Source organism: Xanthomonas sp. WHRI 6108, from assembly GCF_040202385.2.
Classification (GTDB): Bacteria; Pseudomonadota; Gammaproteobacteria; order Xanthomonadales; family Xanthomonadaceae; genus Xanthomonas; species Xanthomonas arboricola.
Genome location: NZ_CP168198.1, coordinates 4222257 through 4239187, shown reverse-complemented (window position 1 = coordinate 4239187; position 16931 = coordinate 4222257). Strand labels below are relative to the sequence as shown.

Genomic DNA, 16931 nt, shown 5'->3' with positions numbered 1-16931 from the left:
TGCGCAGGCCTCAACGTGCAAGCGGCTCCCATCCTCTCGCCGGCAACAACCGCCGCACAAGCCGGTCTGGTCAATGTGCAGGGCCTTGCGCCGGAGATTGCGGTGGACATGCGTTATGCGGGCAGCAACAACTTCACCGGGCGCGTGGTGCCGGGGTATGAGGCGCCCACGTGCTATCTGTTGCGTCCGGCGGCGGAGGCGCTGGCACGGGTGGCGCGGTCCCTCAAGGCCCAGGGATATCGACTGCAGGTGTTCGACTGCTACCGGCCGGTGCGGGCGGTGCAGGCGTTCGTGGCCTGGGCTGCGGATCTGCAGGATCAGTCGACCAAGGCGCAGTACTACCCCCGTGTGGACAAGCGCGCGCTGTTGGGCGACTACATTGCCGAGACTTCGGGGCATAGCCGTGGCGCAACGCTGGACCTGGGCCTGCTCGATTGCCGGCAGGGCCCATGCCAGCCGGTGGCGATGGGCACCGACTTCGATTTCTTCGATGCGCGTGCGCATACCGATGCGCGCGACATCAGCCCCGCCCAGCGTGCCCACCGCCAGCAGCTGTTGCGTGCCATGGCGGCGGAGGGATTTGCCAACTATCCGATGGAGTGGTGGCATTTCACCTTCCGCCCCGAGCCGATGCCGGATACCGCGTTCGATGTGCCGGTCAACTGAGCAACCGCGCCGCAGGCGGTGACTCGGCCACCGGCCTGTCCATGTTGTGCATCACCCCAAATTGCTGCAAGGAATTGCCATGTCCGACCCGGAACGTTTTATCGATATCGCCTGCCCGTATTGCGGGGAGTGGATCACCCTGACGCTGGATCTGACCGGCGGCGACCAGCACTACATCGAAGATTGCCAGGTGTGCTGCAAGCCGATCTCGGTCAGCGTGCAGTGGGATGAGGAAGGCGAGGCGCAGGTCAGTGCGCGCGGGCAGGACGATGCGTGAGCGCGGCGTGCCGCAGCATCGGGCACTCGTAGCGCCCGGCCGGTCCGCGTTCGCGTAAGCGCTCGCGCTTGCTGCTTGGGCCGGGATCCATCACCCGCAACCGCTAGACTGATGCGCCTGCTGCCTGGATGGTCACGATGAATCTGCCTCTGCACTTCGGTCTGCTCGGTTCGCTGGAGGCTGGCCTGATCGCGTTGGTGCTGGGCGTACTGGTCTTCGCTGGGGTCGAGCACATCGGCCGGCGTCTGCACTTCACCTATGGGCACACGCTGGGTATTGCCTGTCTGCTCGCGGTCGCCATTGGCGGCGGCTACGACATCTGGAATCTCGTCTACACCAGCATCGTGCGGCTGGAGTCGCCGCTGTACGCGCGCCTGGCATTGGCCAAGATCCACGATCCCAACGAATTGGGATCGCGAGTGATCCTGGAAGTGGCCGGAGCGATTGCCGGTGTGGCACTGGGTTGGAAACTGTTCAGCTCCGGAAGCTGGGATGACGAGGCACCGAATGCGTAAATTTACGTTATGAAATGCGGCACGGTTCGCATATTTCGATGGATTGAATGAGCTGCTTCTGTTTGGCTCACCGATGTCTAACAGATGGCTAGGCGCAAACGTCCGACGCGTGGTTAAGAGGATGTTTTGCGGGAAATTGCGGCGGGTTTTGCGTTCATTCGGGCCGGGTAAGGTGGGGCCATGTGCGGCGACACCGCGCATTCCCAAGCCAAGGAGACCACCCAATGAAGAATCGCAACCGCACCTCGCTGCTCGCCGCCACCGCCGCTCTTGCCGCCGCCCTGGCGCTGCCGGCGATGGCGCAGAGTACGCAGCAGGATGCCGCCGCGACGTCGGCCCAGTCGGGAAGCTCTGCCACGAGCGCGGCACAGCCTGCGCAGTCCGGCGGCGGGCAGACCTGGGCGAGCGTCGACACCGATAGCGACGGCGCCATCAGCACACAGGAGGCCCAGGTCAATGCCGGGCTCGCGCAGATCTTCAATGACGCCGATTCCGACAAGAACGGCAAGCTGACCCCGGACGAATACAAGGCGTTTGTCGCCAAGCAGCAGGGCGGCGCAGCGGGAAGTGGGTCGCAAGGCAACTGAGGTAGTAGGTCGCAAGGTAGTGAGTTCGTTTGCTGACGTGTTTTTTCGACATCAGGAGGCAGCTTTCGCAATTGCAGTCATTTGAGCAGTTGTTGTCGTTTGATCCGTGGCATCGCTTCGTGGATGCCCGTGATCGGCAAGTAGCAGCATGACCACGTAACAGGATGGACACGCGGGAGCGATCTGCCAGGGTCGCTCCCGTTTTCTTTACGTGCACCGCGCTAGATTGCCCGCTCGTCCCTTCGGCACACTCTCATGCTGCTGCGTATCGCCATGCTGGTCGGCCTGTCGAGTCCACTGTGGGCGCTCGCGGCGCCGCCGGAGTTGCCACCAGCCAACCCGTCGCGTGCGACCTCCACCACAGGGCCGGCAACACCGACAATGGCGCCGTTGCCGATCGACCCACCACCGCCTGCCACAACACCCTTACTTCCGGTCGATGCTGCAGCGCCATCGGCTGCCAAAGGCGGTGCGGAGGCCGCACTGGCGCCGCAGGCCGGCACGTTGGCGCCACGGACCTTCCGCAGCCTGGACAGCGACGCCGACGGTTCATTGACGGTAGCCGAAGCCGGCGCCGACCCCGTCCTGCGCGAGAATTTTGCCGGCTTCGACAGCAATGGTGATGGGCGCCTGTCGCGCGACGAATTCGCCAGCTACCAGCCCGGTCCAGGCGACGCCGCGGGGGATTGACCGCGGCAGCGCTCCAGTGCGCTGCTAAACTGGCGCGATGACCTCTTCTGCACAGCGCGACGGCCAGGCGATCCAACTGGTCGGCTTCGACGGCGACGATACCCTCTGGAAAAGCGAGGACTATTACCGCACTGCCGAAGCGGATTTCGAAGCGATCCTGGCCGATTACCTGGATCTGGGCGACAGCCGCATGCAGCAGCACCTGCTGGCGGTGGAGCGGCGCAATCTCAAGGTATTCGGCTATGGCGCCAAGGGCATGACGCTGTCGATGATCGAGACGGCGATCGAACTGACGCAGGCGCGCATCGCCGCACGCGACATCCAGCGCATCGTCGAGATCGGCCGTGCCACGCTGCAGCATCCGGTGGAGGTGATTGCCGGCGTGCGTGAGGCGGTCAGCGCAATTGCCGCCGACTATGCGGTGGTGCTGATCACCAAGGGCGACCTGTTCCATCAGGAGCAGAAGATCGAGCAATCCGGTCTGGCCGATCTGTTTCCGCGCGTGGAGGTGGTGTCCGAAAAGGATCCCCAGACCTATGCGCGCGTGCTGGGCGAGTTCGACCTGCCGGCGCAGCGCTTTGTGATGATCGGCAATTCCTTGCGCTCGGACGTGGAGCCGGTGCTGGCCATCGGCGGCTGGGGGATCTACACCCCGTACGCGGTGACCTGGGCGCACGAGCAGGAGCATGGCGTGGCCGCCGACGAGCCACGCATGCGCGAAGTGCCCGACGCTGCCGGCTGGCCGGCGGCAGTGCATGCGCTGGATGCAGTGGCCCGGCAGCACGCGCTAAGCTGACTTCCGTCGCGGCCAGCGCCGCGACCTGGATCTGCCGGCGCAACCAGCGGCGCCCAGCAACAGGACGTTTCCGGTCAGGCGCGAATGCCTGGCCGACTAGGAGGGATCACCGATGCGCATGTTGTCGTTTACCTGCCGTGTCAGCCTGACCGTATTGCTGGCTCTGTCAGGCGGCGTGCCGTCACTGACGGCTGCCGAGCTCGAAGAAGAAGTCATCAACCCGAGCGAAGTGATCTTTCGCGACGGTCAGCCTTACTACGACGATGGCGGCAACTATGTCCGCCTGCGTACGCGTCGGGACGCGGGAGAGCTGGTGTATTTCCGCATGGTGCGCTTCGACCGCGAGCAGGGCTATGTGGATGCCCAGGGCCAGAGCATTGCGACCTTGCAGACCCGGCCGGACCGGCGTGAGCGCAGCAGCGTATTTGCTGCCGACGGATATTCGGGCGAGCGCTACGGCCCATACGGCGGCGACGCCCGCGGATACCTCGGGTATGGCGCCGGGCTGCGGTTAGGCGCGTCGCGCAACCGCCCCTACGGCCAGATCTATTACGGCAATGGTCTGTACGGCCCGGACCCTTACAGCAGCCCGCACAATCGCGATGCGCGGCAGCGTTACATCGGCCCGGGCTATGTGGGTGCCTGCGATCTCAGCGGCTGCCGCGAAGTGCACTACGGCGGCTTTTACGATCTGCGCTGAGCGCGGCCGGCGCCGCTGTGTGCGCGCCACACATGCGAATGCTCGTGGCGGTCCGGCGTCATGCATCCGTTCCGACTCGGGGCATCCCATACGGCTGGCGCGCTGACGGCGCGCCGCCTGTGTCGGTGGCGCAAGCGCTCGGCCTGACAGCGACGCGGGCATGCGGCATCATCGGCGCATGCCTTCATTGCTTACCTCGCCGTTGCGATCCCTGCCGCTGCTGAGTGCGCTGCTGCTGCCGATGCTGGCAGTTGCGCAGACGGCGCCTGCGCCTGCCGCTGCGGCACCGGCTGCTGCGCCGGCAGTGACGCCAGGCACCGGCGATGCCTGGGTGGATCAGCATCTGGCCGACATGGGCAGCTACGCACAGCGCTACCCGGACAGCTTCATCGGCGAAGTTGCGCGCTACACCGGCACCCCGCGCGGCTATGTGCAGGCGTTGTTGCAGGTGCATGGCTGGCACGCCGGCGACATCTATTTCGCCTGTTTCTGGGCGCAGACGCTGCAGTTGTCCTGCCGCGACACCGTGCGCGCCTACAGCCGCGACCATCATGACGGCTGGGAGGGCGTGATCGCGCGGCTGTCGGTCACGCCGGAGACCGTGCATATGCGCGCGCTGCGGCACGCCATCGTCGCCAGTTACGACCGCTGGGAACGTCCGATCACCCTGGACGCGCTGCTGCGCCGCCAGCTCGGCGATCACGCGCAACGGCTGGAAGCCGCGCGCCAGGCCAGCGAGGCGGCCGAGGCAGCGGCGCAGGCCGGGCTTTAAAGCGGCTGGCAAACCGACGGCGTAGCCGCCAGGCGGGTGCGGCCGTGCTCGGAACCGGCGTGTACCACTCGTACGCTGCGTTTCCTGCGCGCCGTCCACGTACATCCGGCGGCTGCCGGCTCAAGGTGGTGTCGGCTACCGGTGCGGCAGCGTGCTATTCGGCGTCAACTCGCTGCAGTAGTGGCACCGGAGCCGTGCCAGCCGTTCGATGCGTGCCGGGTCGGCCTGAGCCTGGACGAGGCTGGCGGCCCCTCTCGCTTGTTAGCCATCCTCGGAGCGACCCACAAGATGACTGCGCTTCCGGCCACACGGGCGCAGCCGGCATTAAAACCGACATGGACCACGCCGTGCGCTGCGGTTCCGAGCTTGCCCACCATCCGCATCCAGCGGACGACCGCTCGCCACGGATCGCCAGCCGCCACTCGATGCGTTTCACGCCTGGTGGGAACCTGCGCAGCGGCAAGCCTAGAGGTGACCGATCGGCTGCGCGCCTGTCTGCGCGCCAACACAGGCGCCGGCATGCTGCCGTGCAGCTGGCCGCCGCAGGGCGCGGTCGGCGAGAATGCCGCAACGCCGGCGTTGGCCGGCCCTGCCAAGACCAGCCCATGCGCGATACCGTGTTTGTCTCCCCCGATCACATCCGCAGCCTGTTCGCGCAGGCGATGTCGGACATGTATCGCGCCGAGGTGCCGTTGTACGGCGACCTGATGACGCTGGTGGCGCAGGTCAACGCCGACACCCTGAGTGCCGATCCCGCCCTGGCCGCGCGCCTGCAACGCAACGACGAGCGCGCGCGGCTGGATCTGGAACGGCATGGCGCCATCCGGGTCGGCACGGCGCAGGAACTGGCCACGTTGCGGCGGCTGTTTGCGGTGATGGGCATGCATCCGGTGGGCTATTACGATTTGTCGGTGGCCGGTGTGCCGGTGCATTCCACTGCGTTCCGCCCGATCGATGAGGCGGCGCTGTCGGTCAATCCGTTCCGCGTGTTCACCTCGTTGCTGCGGCTGGAGTTGATCGAAGACGCCGCGCTGCGGGCGCAGGCGGCGCAGATCCTGGAGCAGCGGCAGATCTTCACCGCCGCCGCGCTGGAGCTGATCGAGCAGCACGAGCGCCACGGCGGGCTGGAGGCGGCGCAGGCGCAGCAGTTCGTGGACGAAGCGCTGGAAACCTTCCGTTGGCATGGCGATGCCACGGTGTCGCTGCCGACCTACCGCGCGCTGAGCGAAGCGCACAAGCTGATCGCCGACGTGGTGAGCTTCCACGGGCCGCATATCAACCACCTGACGCCACGCACGCTGGATATCGATGCGGCGCAGGCGCAGATGCAGCGCGCCGGCATCGACGCCAAGGCGGTGATCGAAGGGCCGCCGCGTCGGCGGGTGCCGATCCTGCTGCGCCAGACCAGTTTCAAGGCACTGGAGGAGCCGGTGCGCTTTGTCGGCGACAGCGGGCAGGCCGAGCACGGCACGCACACCGCGCGCTTCGGCGAGATCGAACAACGCGGGCTCGCGCTGACGCCCAAGGGCCGCGCGCTGTACGACGCGCTGCTGGCGCAGGCACGCGACAGCGATGGCGCGGGCAGCACCGGTACCGATTACGCCACGCGGCTGCAGACCGCGTTCGTGGCGTTTCCCGACGACGAAGCCGTGCTGCGTCAGGAAGGTCTGGGCTATTTCCGCTATGCGCTGACCGAGGCCGGACGTGCCGACCCCGCGCAGGTGGCGGCGATGCCGGCAGAAACCGCGATTGCGCTCGGTCTGCTCAGTGCCGATCCGATCATCTATGAAGATTTCCTGCCGGTGAGTGCGGCCGGCATCTTCCAGTCCAATCTCGGTGGCGCCGAACAACGCGCCTATGCCGCCCATTCGAGCAAGCGCAGTTTCGAACAGGCGCTGGGTGCGCAGGTGCAGGATGAGTGCGCGTTGTACGCGCAGCTGGAGCGGGCGTCGCTGCAGGCGTTGCTGGTGTAGCGGTCAGGGCGCGCCGTCGCCCGAACAACGTATGTAACGCACGGTTTGCATCTTGCACACCGACCATCTCGACAGGTCATTGCCCGCCTATCGTCGCGAGACCTTACGCGGCATGGATGCCGCGTAAGCGCCTACACGGACGTACTTGCGGCGTGTCCTGCGATGGTAGGCGGGCAAGGGCCCTGCAACCAAGCTGCAGCCCTGCCGCGCGACAACTGATCCATCCATGCTGTCCAACACGTCAAGGCAGCCGAACTTCCGGTCGCAGTGTCGTCTGGATGCGGTCAAGCACTTGGGCTCTGGCCAAAAGCAAGTAAGGCGAGCGTGCATTTGCAGCTCGCATCACTGTGCCGCGTTTGAATGCACTGCCAGCAGCGATGCCCCGGCGTCATGCCAGCAATCGGCAAGCGACGGTGAGAGATGATGGCCAACCGCCATGCCGGCCGGCACGCGTCGGTCCGTGCGGACCGGCGCGTGTGCTGCTTCGCCTCAGTGCGCCGACGCCGGGCGCCGTGCCGCCGCGCGCTCTGCCCGGCGTGCACGCGCACGTGCGCGACGCGCCTTCCAGCGTTCGCTCAGGCAGGAGAAGATCACGTACAGCGCCGGCGTGCTGAGCAGGGTCAGGCTCTGCGAGAAGATCAGCCCGCCGATCATCGCGATGCCCAGCGGGCGGCGCAGTTCGGAGCCTTCGCCCAGGCCCACCGCCAGCGGCACCGCGGCCAGGATCGCCACCATCGTGGTCATCATGATCGGGCGGAAGCGCACGATCGAGGCCTCGCGTGCGGCCGCGCGCGCATCCATGCCGTGCACGCGCTGCGCCACCAGCGCGAAGTCGATCATCATGATCGCGTTCTTCTTGACGATGCCGATCAGCAGCACCAGCGCGATCATCGAGATCACCGACAACTCGGTGTTGGTGAGGAACAACGCCAGAAGCGCGCCGACGCCGGCGGCCGGCAGCGTCGACAGGATGGTCACCGGATGGATCAGGCTCTCGTAGAGCATGCCCAGCACGATGTAGACGGTGAGCACCGCGGCCAGCAGCAACACGCCCATCGAGTTGGGGCTGAGTTGCACGTTGAAGCTGTCGTCGCCGCTGAGGCGGATGCCGTCGGGCATGCGCAAGCCTTCCACGGTGGACTTGATGATCAGGTCCGCCTCGCCGGTGCTCACGCCCGGTGCGAGGTTGTAGCTCAGATCCATCGTGGTGTACTGGTTTTCGTGGACGATCTGCGGCGGCGCCAGCCCGGGCACCTGGGTGGCGACGGAGGTGATCGGCACCATCAGGCCGGCGCGGTTGGGCACGAAGACCTGGTCCAGCGCCTTGGGCGTTGCCGTTTGCGAGGGCAGTGCATTGACCACCACGCTGTACTGGTTGAGATCCGAATAGATGGTGGAAATGGAGCGCTGGCCGAAGGCGCCATACAGTGCGCCATCGATGGCACCGACCGAAATGCCCAGGCGCGCGGCCTTGGCGCGGTCGATCACGATGTTCTGGCGCAGACCCGATGTATCCACGTCGGTGCCGACATCGCGCAGGCGCGGATTCTTCTTCAACGCCGCCTGCAGCTTGGGCAGCCATTCCTGCAGCTGCGCCAGGTCGTTGCCCTGCAGCGAAACGCGGTACTGCGCACCCTGGCTGGTGCCGCCACCGCCGTCGCTGGGCAGGTCCTGGATCGCGCGCAGGCGCAGATCCAGATCCGGGTAGCGGTCGGCCTTGGCGCTCAGGCGTGCGACTACCTGCGCGGTGGTGTCGCGGCGGCCTTCGTCGCGCTTCTTCAATTCGATATTGAACGAGGCGCTGGAACCCTGCCGGCCGGAGCCCAGCCGCGCGCCGACGGTCTTCACCGCCGGGTCGGCCATCAGCATGTCGGTGATGCGGCGCTGGCGGCTGACCATGTCGGCAAACGACACCGTGGCGCTGGAATTGGCGCGGCCCCAGATCAGGCCGGTGTCCTGCGCCGGGAACGAGCCCTTCTTGACTGCGCCGCCGAGAAAGACGGTGGCGGCGATCAACAGCAGCGGCGTCAGCGACAGCAGCAAGGCGTGCCGCAGCGAGAAATCCAGCGCCACCGTGTACACCGCGAGCATGCGCTCGTGCATGCGATCCAGCCAGGCGCCGAAACGGCTGGGTTTTTCCGGTTCGGTGTGTGCGGACAGAAAGCGGCTGCACAGCGCCGGCGTCAAGGTCAGCGACACCAGCATCGACACCACGATCGCCGCCACCAGGGTCACGGTGAACTCGCGGAAGAACGCGCCGATCATGCCGCTGGCAAACAGCATCGGAATGAACACCGCCACCAGCGAGGCGGTGATCGACACGATGGTGAAGCCGATCTCGCGCGCACCGGCCAGTGCGGCATCCAGACGCGGCATGCCTTCGTCCAGATGACGCATGATGTTTTCGATCACCACGATCGCATCGTCGACCACAAAGCCAATGGCGATCACCAGCGCCAGCAGGCTGAGGTTGTTCAAGGTGAAGCCCAGCATGTACATCACCAGCGCCGAGCCGGCCAGCGACAGCGGCACGGTGACCGCCGCGATCAGCGTCGGCGCCAGGCGGCGCAGGAACAGCGCCATGGTCAGGACCACCATCGCCAGGCTGATCAGCAGCGTGGCCTGCACCTCGTGCAGCGAGGCGCGGATGGTCGGGGTGCGGTCGAAGTAGGGCGTCAGCTTGGTGCCGGGCTGCAGGTAGGCGCGTAGCTCGGGAATCTGCGCCTTCACCTGGTCCACGGTTTCGACGATGTTGGCGCCGGCGCGGGTGAAGGCATACATCACCACCGCCGGTTTGCCGTCGAACCAGGCTGCTTGATAGGCATCCTGCTGGCCGTCGTAGACGGTGGCCACGTCGCCCAGCCGCACGATGCGCCCGTTGGACTGGGTGGAGATCGCCAGCTGGGCGAAATCGGCGGCCTTGGATACCGAATCGTTGGCCACGATCGCCATGGTGGTGTTGCCGTCGGACAGGAATCCGGTCGGCGAGGTGACGTTGGCCGCGCGCACCGCATTGCGCAGATCGTCCGGGGTCAGGCCCAGCGCGTTGAGCGCGCGCAGATCCACATCCACGCGGACCGCCGGCGTGGAGGCGCCGGCGATGTCGACCGAACTGATGCCGGTGATCTGGCGCAGCCGTTGCGCCAGCAGCGAGTCGGCAACGTTGTAGAGCTCATCGGCCGATTGCGTGTCCGAGGTCAGCGCGATGGCGATGACCGGGTCGTCGTTCGGATTGGCTTTCGAATAGATCGGCGTGCCGAGCCCGGACGGCAGGTCCGATTGCGAGGAGTTGATCGCCGTCTGCACATCCTGCGCGGCCGAATCGATGTTGCGATTGCTCTGGAACACCAGCACCACCAGGCTGCTGCTCTCCGAACTGGAGGAGCGCATGCGGTCGATGCCGGGCAGCTGGCCCAGGTGGCGTTCCAGCGGTGCGGTGACGGTGGAGGCCATGGTGCTGGCATCGGCGCCGGACTGCGTGGCGTGCACGAAGATCACCGGAATCTGGATGTTCGGCAACGCCGCCACGCCCAGCCGCAGGTAGCACATCAATCCGATCACGAACAAACCGATCGCCAGCAGCGCGGTGCCGATCGGGCGCTTGATGAAGGGCGCGGAGATGTTCATGGGGTGACTGCCGGGAATCGGGATTCGGGATTCGGGAATCGGGAAAGGCAACAGCCAGCGCAGTTGCCATACGCGCGTGCGGGAAGGCGGTGCCGTGGGCAGGCAGACCGATCAGCGATGACGCCATCGGTCATCATGCCGGGCGCTCCGAGGGGGAGGCCGGGGGCACGCCGTCGCGGCGGGCTGCACGCCGCGCGCGCCAGTCACGCAGCCGCTCGCCGGCACGTTCCATGTACAGGTAGATCACCGGCGTGGTGTACAGCGTCACCAGCTGCGACAGCAGCAGGCCGCCGACGATGGCGATGCCGAGCGGCCGCCGCAGTTCCGAGCCGATGCCGGTGCCCAGCGCCAGCGGCAGCGCGCCCAGCATCGCGGCGGCGGTGGTCATCATGATCGGGCGGAAACGCAGCAGGCAGGCGCGCCGGATCGCCTCGTGCGCGTTGGCGCCGTCGCGGCGGGCGTCGATGGCGAAGTCGATCATCATGATCGCATTCTTCTTGACGATGCCGATCAGCAACACGATGCCGACGATGCCGTCCACCGACAGGCTCAACCCGCACATCATCAGCGCCAGCAGCGCGCCGACGCCGGCCGGCGGCAGCGTGGAGATGATCGTCAGCGGGTGGATGTAGCTCTCGTAGAGCACGCCCAGCACGATGTAGATCACCACGATCGAGGCCAGCAGCAGCCATACGATATCGGTCTGGCTGCCGGTGAATTCGGCCGCCTTGCCGACGAACGCCGCATGCACCTGGGTGGGGATCTTCAAATCCTGGCGCGCCTGCTCGATCGCCTCCACCGCCTGCGACAACGAATGGCCCGGGGCCAGATTGAACGAGATCGTGACCGCCGGCAGCTGTTGCTGGTGGCTGACCACCAACGGCGTGTTGGTGACCTTGGCCTCGGCCAGTGCGGCCAGCGGAATGATGCTGCCAGCGCCGACCACGATGCCGGTGTTCTGCGCGCCCACGCCGGTGGCGGTGGAGGAGTTGGACGAGGTCAGCTGGCCGAAGCTGGTGGCATTGGTGCCGGTCAACGCGCCGCTGCCGTTGCTGGCCACCGCCAGCTGGTTCATCAAGGCGGTGCTGCTGCGGAATTCCGGCGCCACTTCCAGCACCACCCGGTACTGATTGAGCTCGGTGAAGATGGTGGAGATCTGGCGTTGGCCGAAGGCGTCGTACAGCGTGTCGTCGATGGTCTGCATCGGCACGCCGAGCATGCTGGCCTTGTCGCGATCGATGCTCAGCTCCAGCGCCCGGCCCTGGTTGGCCAGGTTGTTGTCCACGTCGGCCAGCTCGGGCAGCTTGCGCATCGCCTCGGTCATGCGCCCGGCCCAGGTGGCCAGCTCGCTGCTGTCCACATCCGACATCGAATACTGGTACTCGGTGGCGGCCACGCGGGTGTCCAGGGTGACGTCCTGCACCGGCTTGAGGAACAGTGCCACGCCGGGAATGCCGGCCACCGCCTTTTGCAGGCGCGGCAGCACCTCGTCCAGGCCCTCGCGGTCGCCGCGCGTCTTCAGCACGATCGACAACTGGCCCTGGTTGATGGTCGGGTTCATGGTGCCGGCGCCGATGAAGGCGGCCACGCCGGTCACGGCGGGGTCTTTCTGCAGCGCCGCGGCCACCGCCTGGGTGCGCTGCTCCATCTGCGGGAACGCCACGTTCTGGTCGGCCTGCACCACGCCGGTGATCAGGCCGGTGTCCTGCTCGGGCAGCAGGCCCTTGGGGATCGCCATGTACAGCACCACGGTCAGCGCCACCGCGCCGATCGCCACCGCCAGGGTCAGCGGCTGGTGCGCCAGCACCCAGTCCAGGCTGCGCTCGTAGGCGCCCACGGTGCGCGTCCACAGGTTGGTCTTGCCGGCGGCCGCGGCGCGTTCGTGCGCGTCCTCGCCTTCGGGCAGGGCGTCGGGCTTGAGCAGGTAGGCGCACATCATCGGCGTCAGCGTCAGCGACACCAGCATCGAGATCACCACCGCAATCGACAGCACCCACGCAAACTCATGGAACAGGCGCCCGGTCACGCCCGGCATCAGCAGCAGCGGCAGGAACACCGCCACCAGCGACACGGTCAGCGACAGCACGGTGAAGCCGATCTGCTTGGCGCCGATCTCGGCCGCTTCCGGCCCGCTCTTGCCCTGTTCGATGTAGCGCACGATGTTTTCGATCATCACGATCGCATCGTCGACCACGAACCCGGTCGCCACCACCAGCGCCATCAGCGACAGGTTGTCCAGCGACATGCCGGCAAACGCCATCACCCCGAAGGTGCCGGCCAGCGACAGCGGCACCGCCACCGAGGGAATGATGGTGGCCCACAACCGGCGCAGGAACACGAAGATCACCGCCACCACCAGCGCGATGGTCAGCACCAGGGTGAACTTGACCTCGTGCACCGAGGCGCGGATGGTTTCGGTGCGGTCGGAGAACACCTCCAGGTGCACGTCGGCCGGCAGCACCGCCTGCAGCTGCGGCAGGATGCTGCGGATCTGCTCCACCGTCTGCACGATGTTGGCGCCGGGCTGGCGGCGGATTTCCAGCAGCACCGCCGGCTTGCCGTCGGCCCAGGCGGCGAGCTGGTCGTTCTCCACCCCGTCGACCACCTTGGCCACATCGGCCAGCCGCACCGGGCGGCCGTTGCTGTAGCTGATGATGGTCTCGCGGTACTGCGCCGCGTCGGTGAGCTGGTCGTTGGTGCCGATGCTGTAGGACTGGGTCTTGCCGTTGAGCGAGCCCTTGGGCGCGCTGACGTTGGTCTGGGTCAGCGCGCTGCGCAGCGATTCCATGGTCAGGCCCATGTTCGACAGCTGCGCCGGGTTGACCTGGATGCGCACCGCAGGCCGCACATTGCCGGCGATCGACACCAGGCCCACGCCCGGCACCTGCGACAGGCGCTGGGCCAGGATCGCATCGGCATAGCGGTTGACCTCGCGCAGCGGCAGCGAGTCGGAGGTGAGCTTGAGGGTCAGGATCGCCGCGTCGGCCGGATTGACCCGGTTGTAGACCGGTTGATACGGCAGCGACGAGGGCAGGGTGGCCTGACGGATCGCCGCCTGCACATCCTGCGCGGCGATGTCGATGTCGCGGTCCATCGAGAACTGCAGGATGATCGTGGACAGGCCTGCCGACGAATCGGAGGTCATCATCTGCAGCCCGGAGATCTGCCCGAACTGGCGCTCCAGCGGCGTGGTCACCAGCGAGGCCATGGTGGTCGCGTTGGCGCCGGGATACTGGGTGGTGACCACCAAGCTGGGCGCGTCGATCTCCGGCAGCGCCGAGACCGGCAATTGCCGGTAGCCCAGGATGCCCAGCAGCAGGATGCCCGCCATCAACAACGAGGTGGCGATGGGACGGCGGATGAAGATGGTCGAAAAGCCCACGGGGGGTGTCCTTGCTGAAGACGTCAATCGATGCCGGCGCGCGCAGCGCCGATGCACACCGGCGACGGAAGGCCCGTCGCCGGTGCTCGCGAGTTAGCGCGGACCGCCGCCGCCACGTCGGCCGCCGGCGCCGCCACGGCTCTTGTCCTGCGCGGCCTTGAGTTCGGCCTCGGTCGGCTCCGGCGGGGTCTCGCCCGGCTTGAGTGCGCTGACCTTGCTGCCCGGCTTGAGCCGGAACTGGCCTTCGGTCACCACGCGCTCGCCTGGCTTGAGCCCCTTGGTGACCTGCACATGGCTGTCGTCCACTTCCACGCCCTGCACCACGGTGCGCATCTGCGCGGTGTTGTCGTTGCCGACCACGTAGACGTAATCGCCGTCCGGGCCGCGCTGCACGGCCTGGGTCGGCACCACGGTGCCGCCGGAGATGGTGCGCAGCTGCAGGCGCACGTTGACGAACTGGCCCGGCCACAAGGCATTGTCGGTGTTGGCGAAGATCGCACGCGCACCGAAGGTGCCGCTGTCGGCGGCGATGCGGTTGTCGATCACCTCCAGCTTGCCGTCGCCGCTGATCACGTGCGCATCGCCGCGGTCCAGCGCCGCCACGTCCAGCGGGGCGGCCGCCTGGCCGCTGCGCACCGCCTGCAACTCGCGCTCGGGCAGGTTGAAGGACACGTAGATCGGGCGGATCTGGGTCAGGGTGACGATGGTGGAACTGGCGCTGACGATATTGCCCACGTCCACGCCGCGGATGCCGGCGATGCCGTCGATCGGCGCGGTCACGCGGGTGAACTGCAACTGCACCTGCGCCGAGCGCATCTGTGCATCGTTGGCCGATACCGCCGCCTCGTACTGCGCTACCTGGTTACGCTGAGTATCCAGGTCTGTGCGCGAGACGTACTGCTTGTAGGCCGGGTCGTTGGAGCGCTGGTAGTTCACCCGCGAGGTCGCCAGCAGTGCCTGGTTCTGGCGCTTGGCCGCCAGTGCCTGGTCGTAGCTGGCCTGCAGGGTGCGCGGGTCGATCTGCGCCAGCAGCTCGCCCTTCTTCACTTCCTGGCCCTCCTTGAAATTCAGGCTCATCAGCTGGCCGCCGACCTGCGGGCTGACCGTGACGGTATTGAGCGCGGTCACCGTGCCCAGCGCGCTGGCGTAGACCGGCACATCCTGGGTGGTGGCGGCCACGACCGTGACCGGTACCGGGCCGCTGTTCTCGGTGCCATTGCCGTCCGGCGCGTCCGCCCGCTTGCCGTGGTTGCCCCCACCGAACATCCGCATTGCGACGAACACCACGACGAGCACCGCTACGACCAGCAGTGTGATCTTCCAAAAACGCGACATGCGACAACTCCTGAGGGCGGGCCGGGCGCTGGTGCGACCGTAGGGCGGCTGTGCGAAGCATATCGTTGCGATCAGGCAATTGAGCGTTACTGAAGTAACGGCCCGCCGGACGAAACGACTGCAGCGTTCACAGATGCAATGCAGCGGCAACGCGTCAGGGCCGATGTGGTTGACCGCAGGACTGAATCGAGCCCCACTGCAGCCCACCGAGCGTGCACCTGCACTACATTAAGCAACCATCTTTAGAGGATTGCTGATGCGCCACTCCCGCCTGCTGACCAGCGCGTTGCTGCTCGCCCTGCCCACCCTGGCCGCCGCCCAGGCCGCGCCCCGGCCCGACGTCCAGGCCGCCGCCGCGCCGTTGCAGAGCAAGCTGGTGCAGTGGCGCCGCGACTTCCACCAGCACCCGGAGCTGTCCAACCGCGAGGAGCGCACCGCCGCCACCGTGGCCGCGCAGCTGCGCAAGCTCGGCCTCAAGCCGCGTACCGGCATCGCCCATCACGGCGTGGTGGCCATCATCAAGGGCGGCAAGCCGGGTCCGAAGATCGCCTTGCGCGCGGACATGGATGCCTTGCCGGTCAAGGAGCAGACCGGCCTGCCGTATGCCTCCAAGGTCACCGCCGAGTACCGCGGCGAGCAGGTCGGGGTGATGCACGCCTGCGGCCACGACGCCCACACCGCGATCCTGCTCGGAGTGGCCGAAGCGCTGGTCGGCATGCGCGAGCAGCTGCCCGGCGAAGTGATGCTGATCTTCCAGCCCTCCGAAGAGGGCGCGCCCGGCAACGAGGAGGGCGGCGCCTCGCTGATGCTCAAGGAAGGCCTGTTCGCCGACTTCAAGCCACAGGCGGTGTTCGGCCTGCATGTGTTCTCCAGCGTGCAGGCCGGCAAGATCGCGGTGCGCAGCGGCCCGCTGATGGCGGCCTCGGACCGGTTTGCGATCAAGATGATCGGCCGCCAGACGCATGGCTCGGCGCCGTGGAACGGCATCGACCCGATCGTGGCCAGCGCCGACATGATCGGCGCCGCGCAGACCGTGATCAGCCGCCGTGCCAACCTGTCCAAACAACCGGCGGTGTTGAGCTTCGGCGCGATCAAGGGCGGCATCCGCTACAACATCATCCCCGACGACGTGGAAATGGTCGGCACCATCCGCACCTTCGACGAAGCCATGCGCCAGCAGATCTTCGCCGACCTCAAGACGGTGGCCGAGCACACCGCCGCCGCCCACGGGGCCAAGGTCGAGGCGCAGGTACCGGACCAGCCCGGCAACCCGGCCACGGTCAACGACCCGGCGCTGACCGCCAGGATGCTGCCCAGCCTGCAGGCCGTGGTCGGCGCCGACAATGTCTACGAGCCGCCGCTGCAGATGGGCGCGGAAGATTTCTCCTTCTACGCCCAGCAGGTGCCGTCGATGTTCTTCTTCGTCGGCTCCACCGCCAAGGGCATCGACCCGGCCACCGCGCCCAGCAACCATTCGCCGCAGTTCCTGCTCGACGAATCGTCGCTGGATGTGGGCCTGCGCGCGCTGTTGCAGGTGTCGCTGGATTACCTGCATCAGGGGCAGGCTGGCTGATTCGGGAATGGGGGAATGGGGAATCGGGAATCGTGTGC

General features: G+C 66.9%; 13 protein-coding genes, 1 other RNA gene and 1 pseudogene. 12 read left to right on the top strand and 3 right to left on the bottom strand.

The genetic code is table 11. From position 1 onward, the window contains the following. Window positions 1-15 precede the first annotated feature (15 nt). The 11 genes and pseudogenes from ABQ039_RS17805 to ABQ039_RS17755 all read left to right on the top strand — a co-directional run bounded on the left by ABQ039_RS17805 (window position 16) and on the right by ABQ039_RS17755 (window position 6976). The gene (locus tag ABQ039_RS17805; protein ID WP_374057819.1) at window positions 16-666 is read left to right on the top strand and encodes a M15 family metallopeptidase; all 651 of its coding nucleotides are present in this window, start codon (window positions 16-18) and stop codon (window positions 664-666) included. A 79-nt stretch (window positions 667-745) separates the two neighbouring features. Then, window positions 746-943, top strand: a complete 198-nt coding sequence (locus ABQ039_RS17800; RefSeq protein WP_016903162.1) for a CPXCG motif-containing cysteine-rich protein — start codon at window positions 746-748, stop codon at window positions 941-943. Between the two features lie 137 nt (window positions 944-1080). Then, a complete protein-coding gene (locus tag ABQ039_RS17795; RefSeq protein ID WP_349778399.1) occupies window positions 1081-1458 on the top strand; it encodes a hypothetical protein in 378 nt (125 codons plus the stop codon). 224 nt (window positions 1459-1682) lie between these two features. Continuing rightward, window positions 1683-2045, top strand: coding sequence for an EF-hand domain-containing protein (locus tag ABQ039_RS17790; protein WP_024938867.1), 363 nt, complete (start codon window positions 1683-1685; stop codon window positions 2043-2045). A gap of 255 nt (window positions 2046-2300) precedes the next feature. Beyond that, window positions 2301-2735, top strand: coding sequence for an EF-hand domain-containing protein (locus tag ABQ039_RS17785; RefSeq protein ID WP_049818089.1), 435 nt, complete (start codon window positions 2301-2303; stop codon window positions 2733-2735). Between the two features lie 37 nt (window positions 2736-2772). After that, window positions 2773-3531, top strand: coding sequence for an HAD family hydrolase (locus ABQ039_RS17780; RefSeq protein WP_046344739.1), 759 nt, complete (start codon window positions 2773-2775; stop codon window positions 3529-3531). A 112-nt stretch (window positions 3532-3643) separates the two neighbouring features. After that, window positions 3644-4231, top strand: coding sequence for a hypothetical protein (locus ABQ039_RS17775; RefSeq protein ID WP_065032983.1), 588 nt, complete (start codon window positions 3644-3646; stop codon window positions 4229-4231). Between the two features lie 160 nt (window positions 4232-4391). Next, window positions 4392-5003, top strand: a complete 612-nt coding sequence (locus ABQ039_RS17770) for a hypothetical protein (protein WP_184611583.1) — start codon at window positions 4392-4394, stop codon at window positions 5001-5003. A gap of 59 nt (window positions 5004-5062) precedes the next feature. Then, window positions 5063-5140: non-coding RNA, sX9 sRNA (locus ABQ039_RS17765), on the top strand. Further along, window positions 5128-5252: pseudogene (locus ABQ039_RS17760) on the top strand (beta-ketoacyl-[acyl-carrier-protein] synthase II); the annotation flags it as partial. The gene ABQ039_RS17765 and the pseudogene ABQ039_RS17760, both read left to right, overlap by 13 nt. A gap of 356 nt (window positions 5253-5608) precedes the next feature. Continuing rightward, window positions 5609-6976 (top strand): VOC family protein, encoded by a 1368-nt coding sequence (locus ABQ039_RS17755; protein WP_102256982.1) that lies wholly within the window; start codon window positions 5609-5611, stop codon window positions 6974-6976. A gap of 489 nt (window positions 6977-7465) precedes the next feature. Here the strand turns inward: ABQ039_RS17755 and ABQ039_RS17750 are convergent, their stop codons facing one another. The 3 genes from ABQ039_RS17750 to ABQ039_RS17740 all read right to left on the bottom strand — a co-directional run bounded on the left by ABQ039_RS17750 (window position 7466) and on the right by ABQ039_RS17740 (window position 15320). Further along, window positions 7466-10603 carry an efflux RND transporter permease subunit gene (locus tag ABQ039_RS17750; RefSeq protein ID WP_024938873.1) on the bottom strand — a complete coding sequence of 1046 codons (3138 nt, stop codon included), beginning with the start codon at window positions 10601-10603 and terminating at the stop codon, window positions 7466-7468. 133 nt (window positions 10604-10736) lie between these two features. Further along, on the bottom strand, window positions 10737-13985 hold the full coding sequence (locus ABQ039_RS17745) for an efflux RND transporter permease subunit (RefSeq protein ID WP_184611581.1): 3249 nt from the start codon (window positions 13983-13985) through the stop codon (window positions 10737-10739). Window positions 13986-14078: 93 nt separating this feature from the next. Continuing rightward, a complete protein-coding gene (locus ABQ039_RS17740) occupies window positions 14079-15320 on the bottom strand; it encodes an efflux RND transporter periplasmic adaptor subunit (RefSeq protein WP_046344730.1) in 1242 nt (413 codons plus the stop codon). 256 nt (window positions 15321-15576) lie between these two features. On the opposite strand from ABQ039_RS17740, the gene ABQ039_RS17735 reads away from it, so the two are divergent. Then, complete coding sequence (locus ABQ039_RS17735) at window positions 15577-16893, top strand: M20 family metallopeptidase (protein ID WP_349778398.1); 1317 nt, start codon at window positions 15577-15579, stop codon at window positions 16891-16893. Window positions 16894-16931: the final 38 nt, after the last annotated feature.

What these genes read in the sequence shown, in the direction of transcription:
- ABQ039_RS17800 (WP_016903162.1), top strand. Translation starts at nt 746, where the DNA reads ATGTCCGACCCGGAACGTTTTATCGATATCGCCTGCCCGTATTGCGGG.
- ABQ039_RS17795 (WP_349778399.1), top strand. Translation starts at nt 1,081, where the DNA reads ATGAATCTGCCTCTGCACTTCGGTCTGCTCGGTTCGCTGGAGGCTGGC.
- ABQ039_RS17790 (WP_024938867.1), top strand. Translation starts at nt 1,683, where the DNA reads ATGAAGAATCGCAACCGCACCTCGCTGCTCGCCGCCACCGCCGCTCTT.
- ABQ039_RS17785 (WP_049818089.1), top strand. Translation starts at nt 2,301, where the DNA reads ATGCTGCTGCGTATCGCCATGCTGGTCGGCCTGTCGAGTCCACTGTGG.
- ABQ039_RS17780 (WP_046344739.1), top strand. Translation starts at nt 2,773, where the DNA reads ATGACCTCTTCTGCACAGCGCGACGGCCAGGCGATCCAACTGGTCGGC.
- ABQ039_RS17775 (WP_065032983.1), top strand. Translation starts at nt 3,644, where the DNA reads ATGCGCATGTTGTCGTTTACCTGCCGTGTCAGCCTGACCGTATTGCTG.
- ABQ039_RS17770 (WP_184611583.1), top strand. Translation starts at nt 4,392, where the DNA reads ATGCGGCATCATCGGCGCATGCCTTCATTGCTTACCTCGCCGTTGCGA.
- ABQ039_RS17755 (WP_102256982.1), top strand. Translation starts at nt 5,609, where the DNA reads ATGCGCGATACCGTGTTTGTCTCCCCCGATCACATCCGCAGCCTGTTC.
- ABQ039_RS17750 (WP_024938873.1), bottom strand. Translation starts at nt 10,603, where the DNA reads ATGAACATCTCCGCGCCCTTCATCAAGCGCCCGATCGGCACCGCGCTG.
- ABQ039_RS17740 (WP_046344730.1), bottom strand. Translation starts at nt 15,320, where the DNA reads ATGTCGCGTTTTTGGAAGATCACACTGCTGGTCGTAGCGGTGCTCGTC.
- ABQ039_RS17735 (WP_349778398.1), top strand. Translation starts at nt 15,577, where the DNA reads ATGCGCCACTCCCGCCTGCTGACCAGCGCGTTGCTGCTCGCCCTGCCC.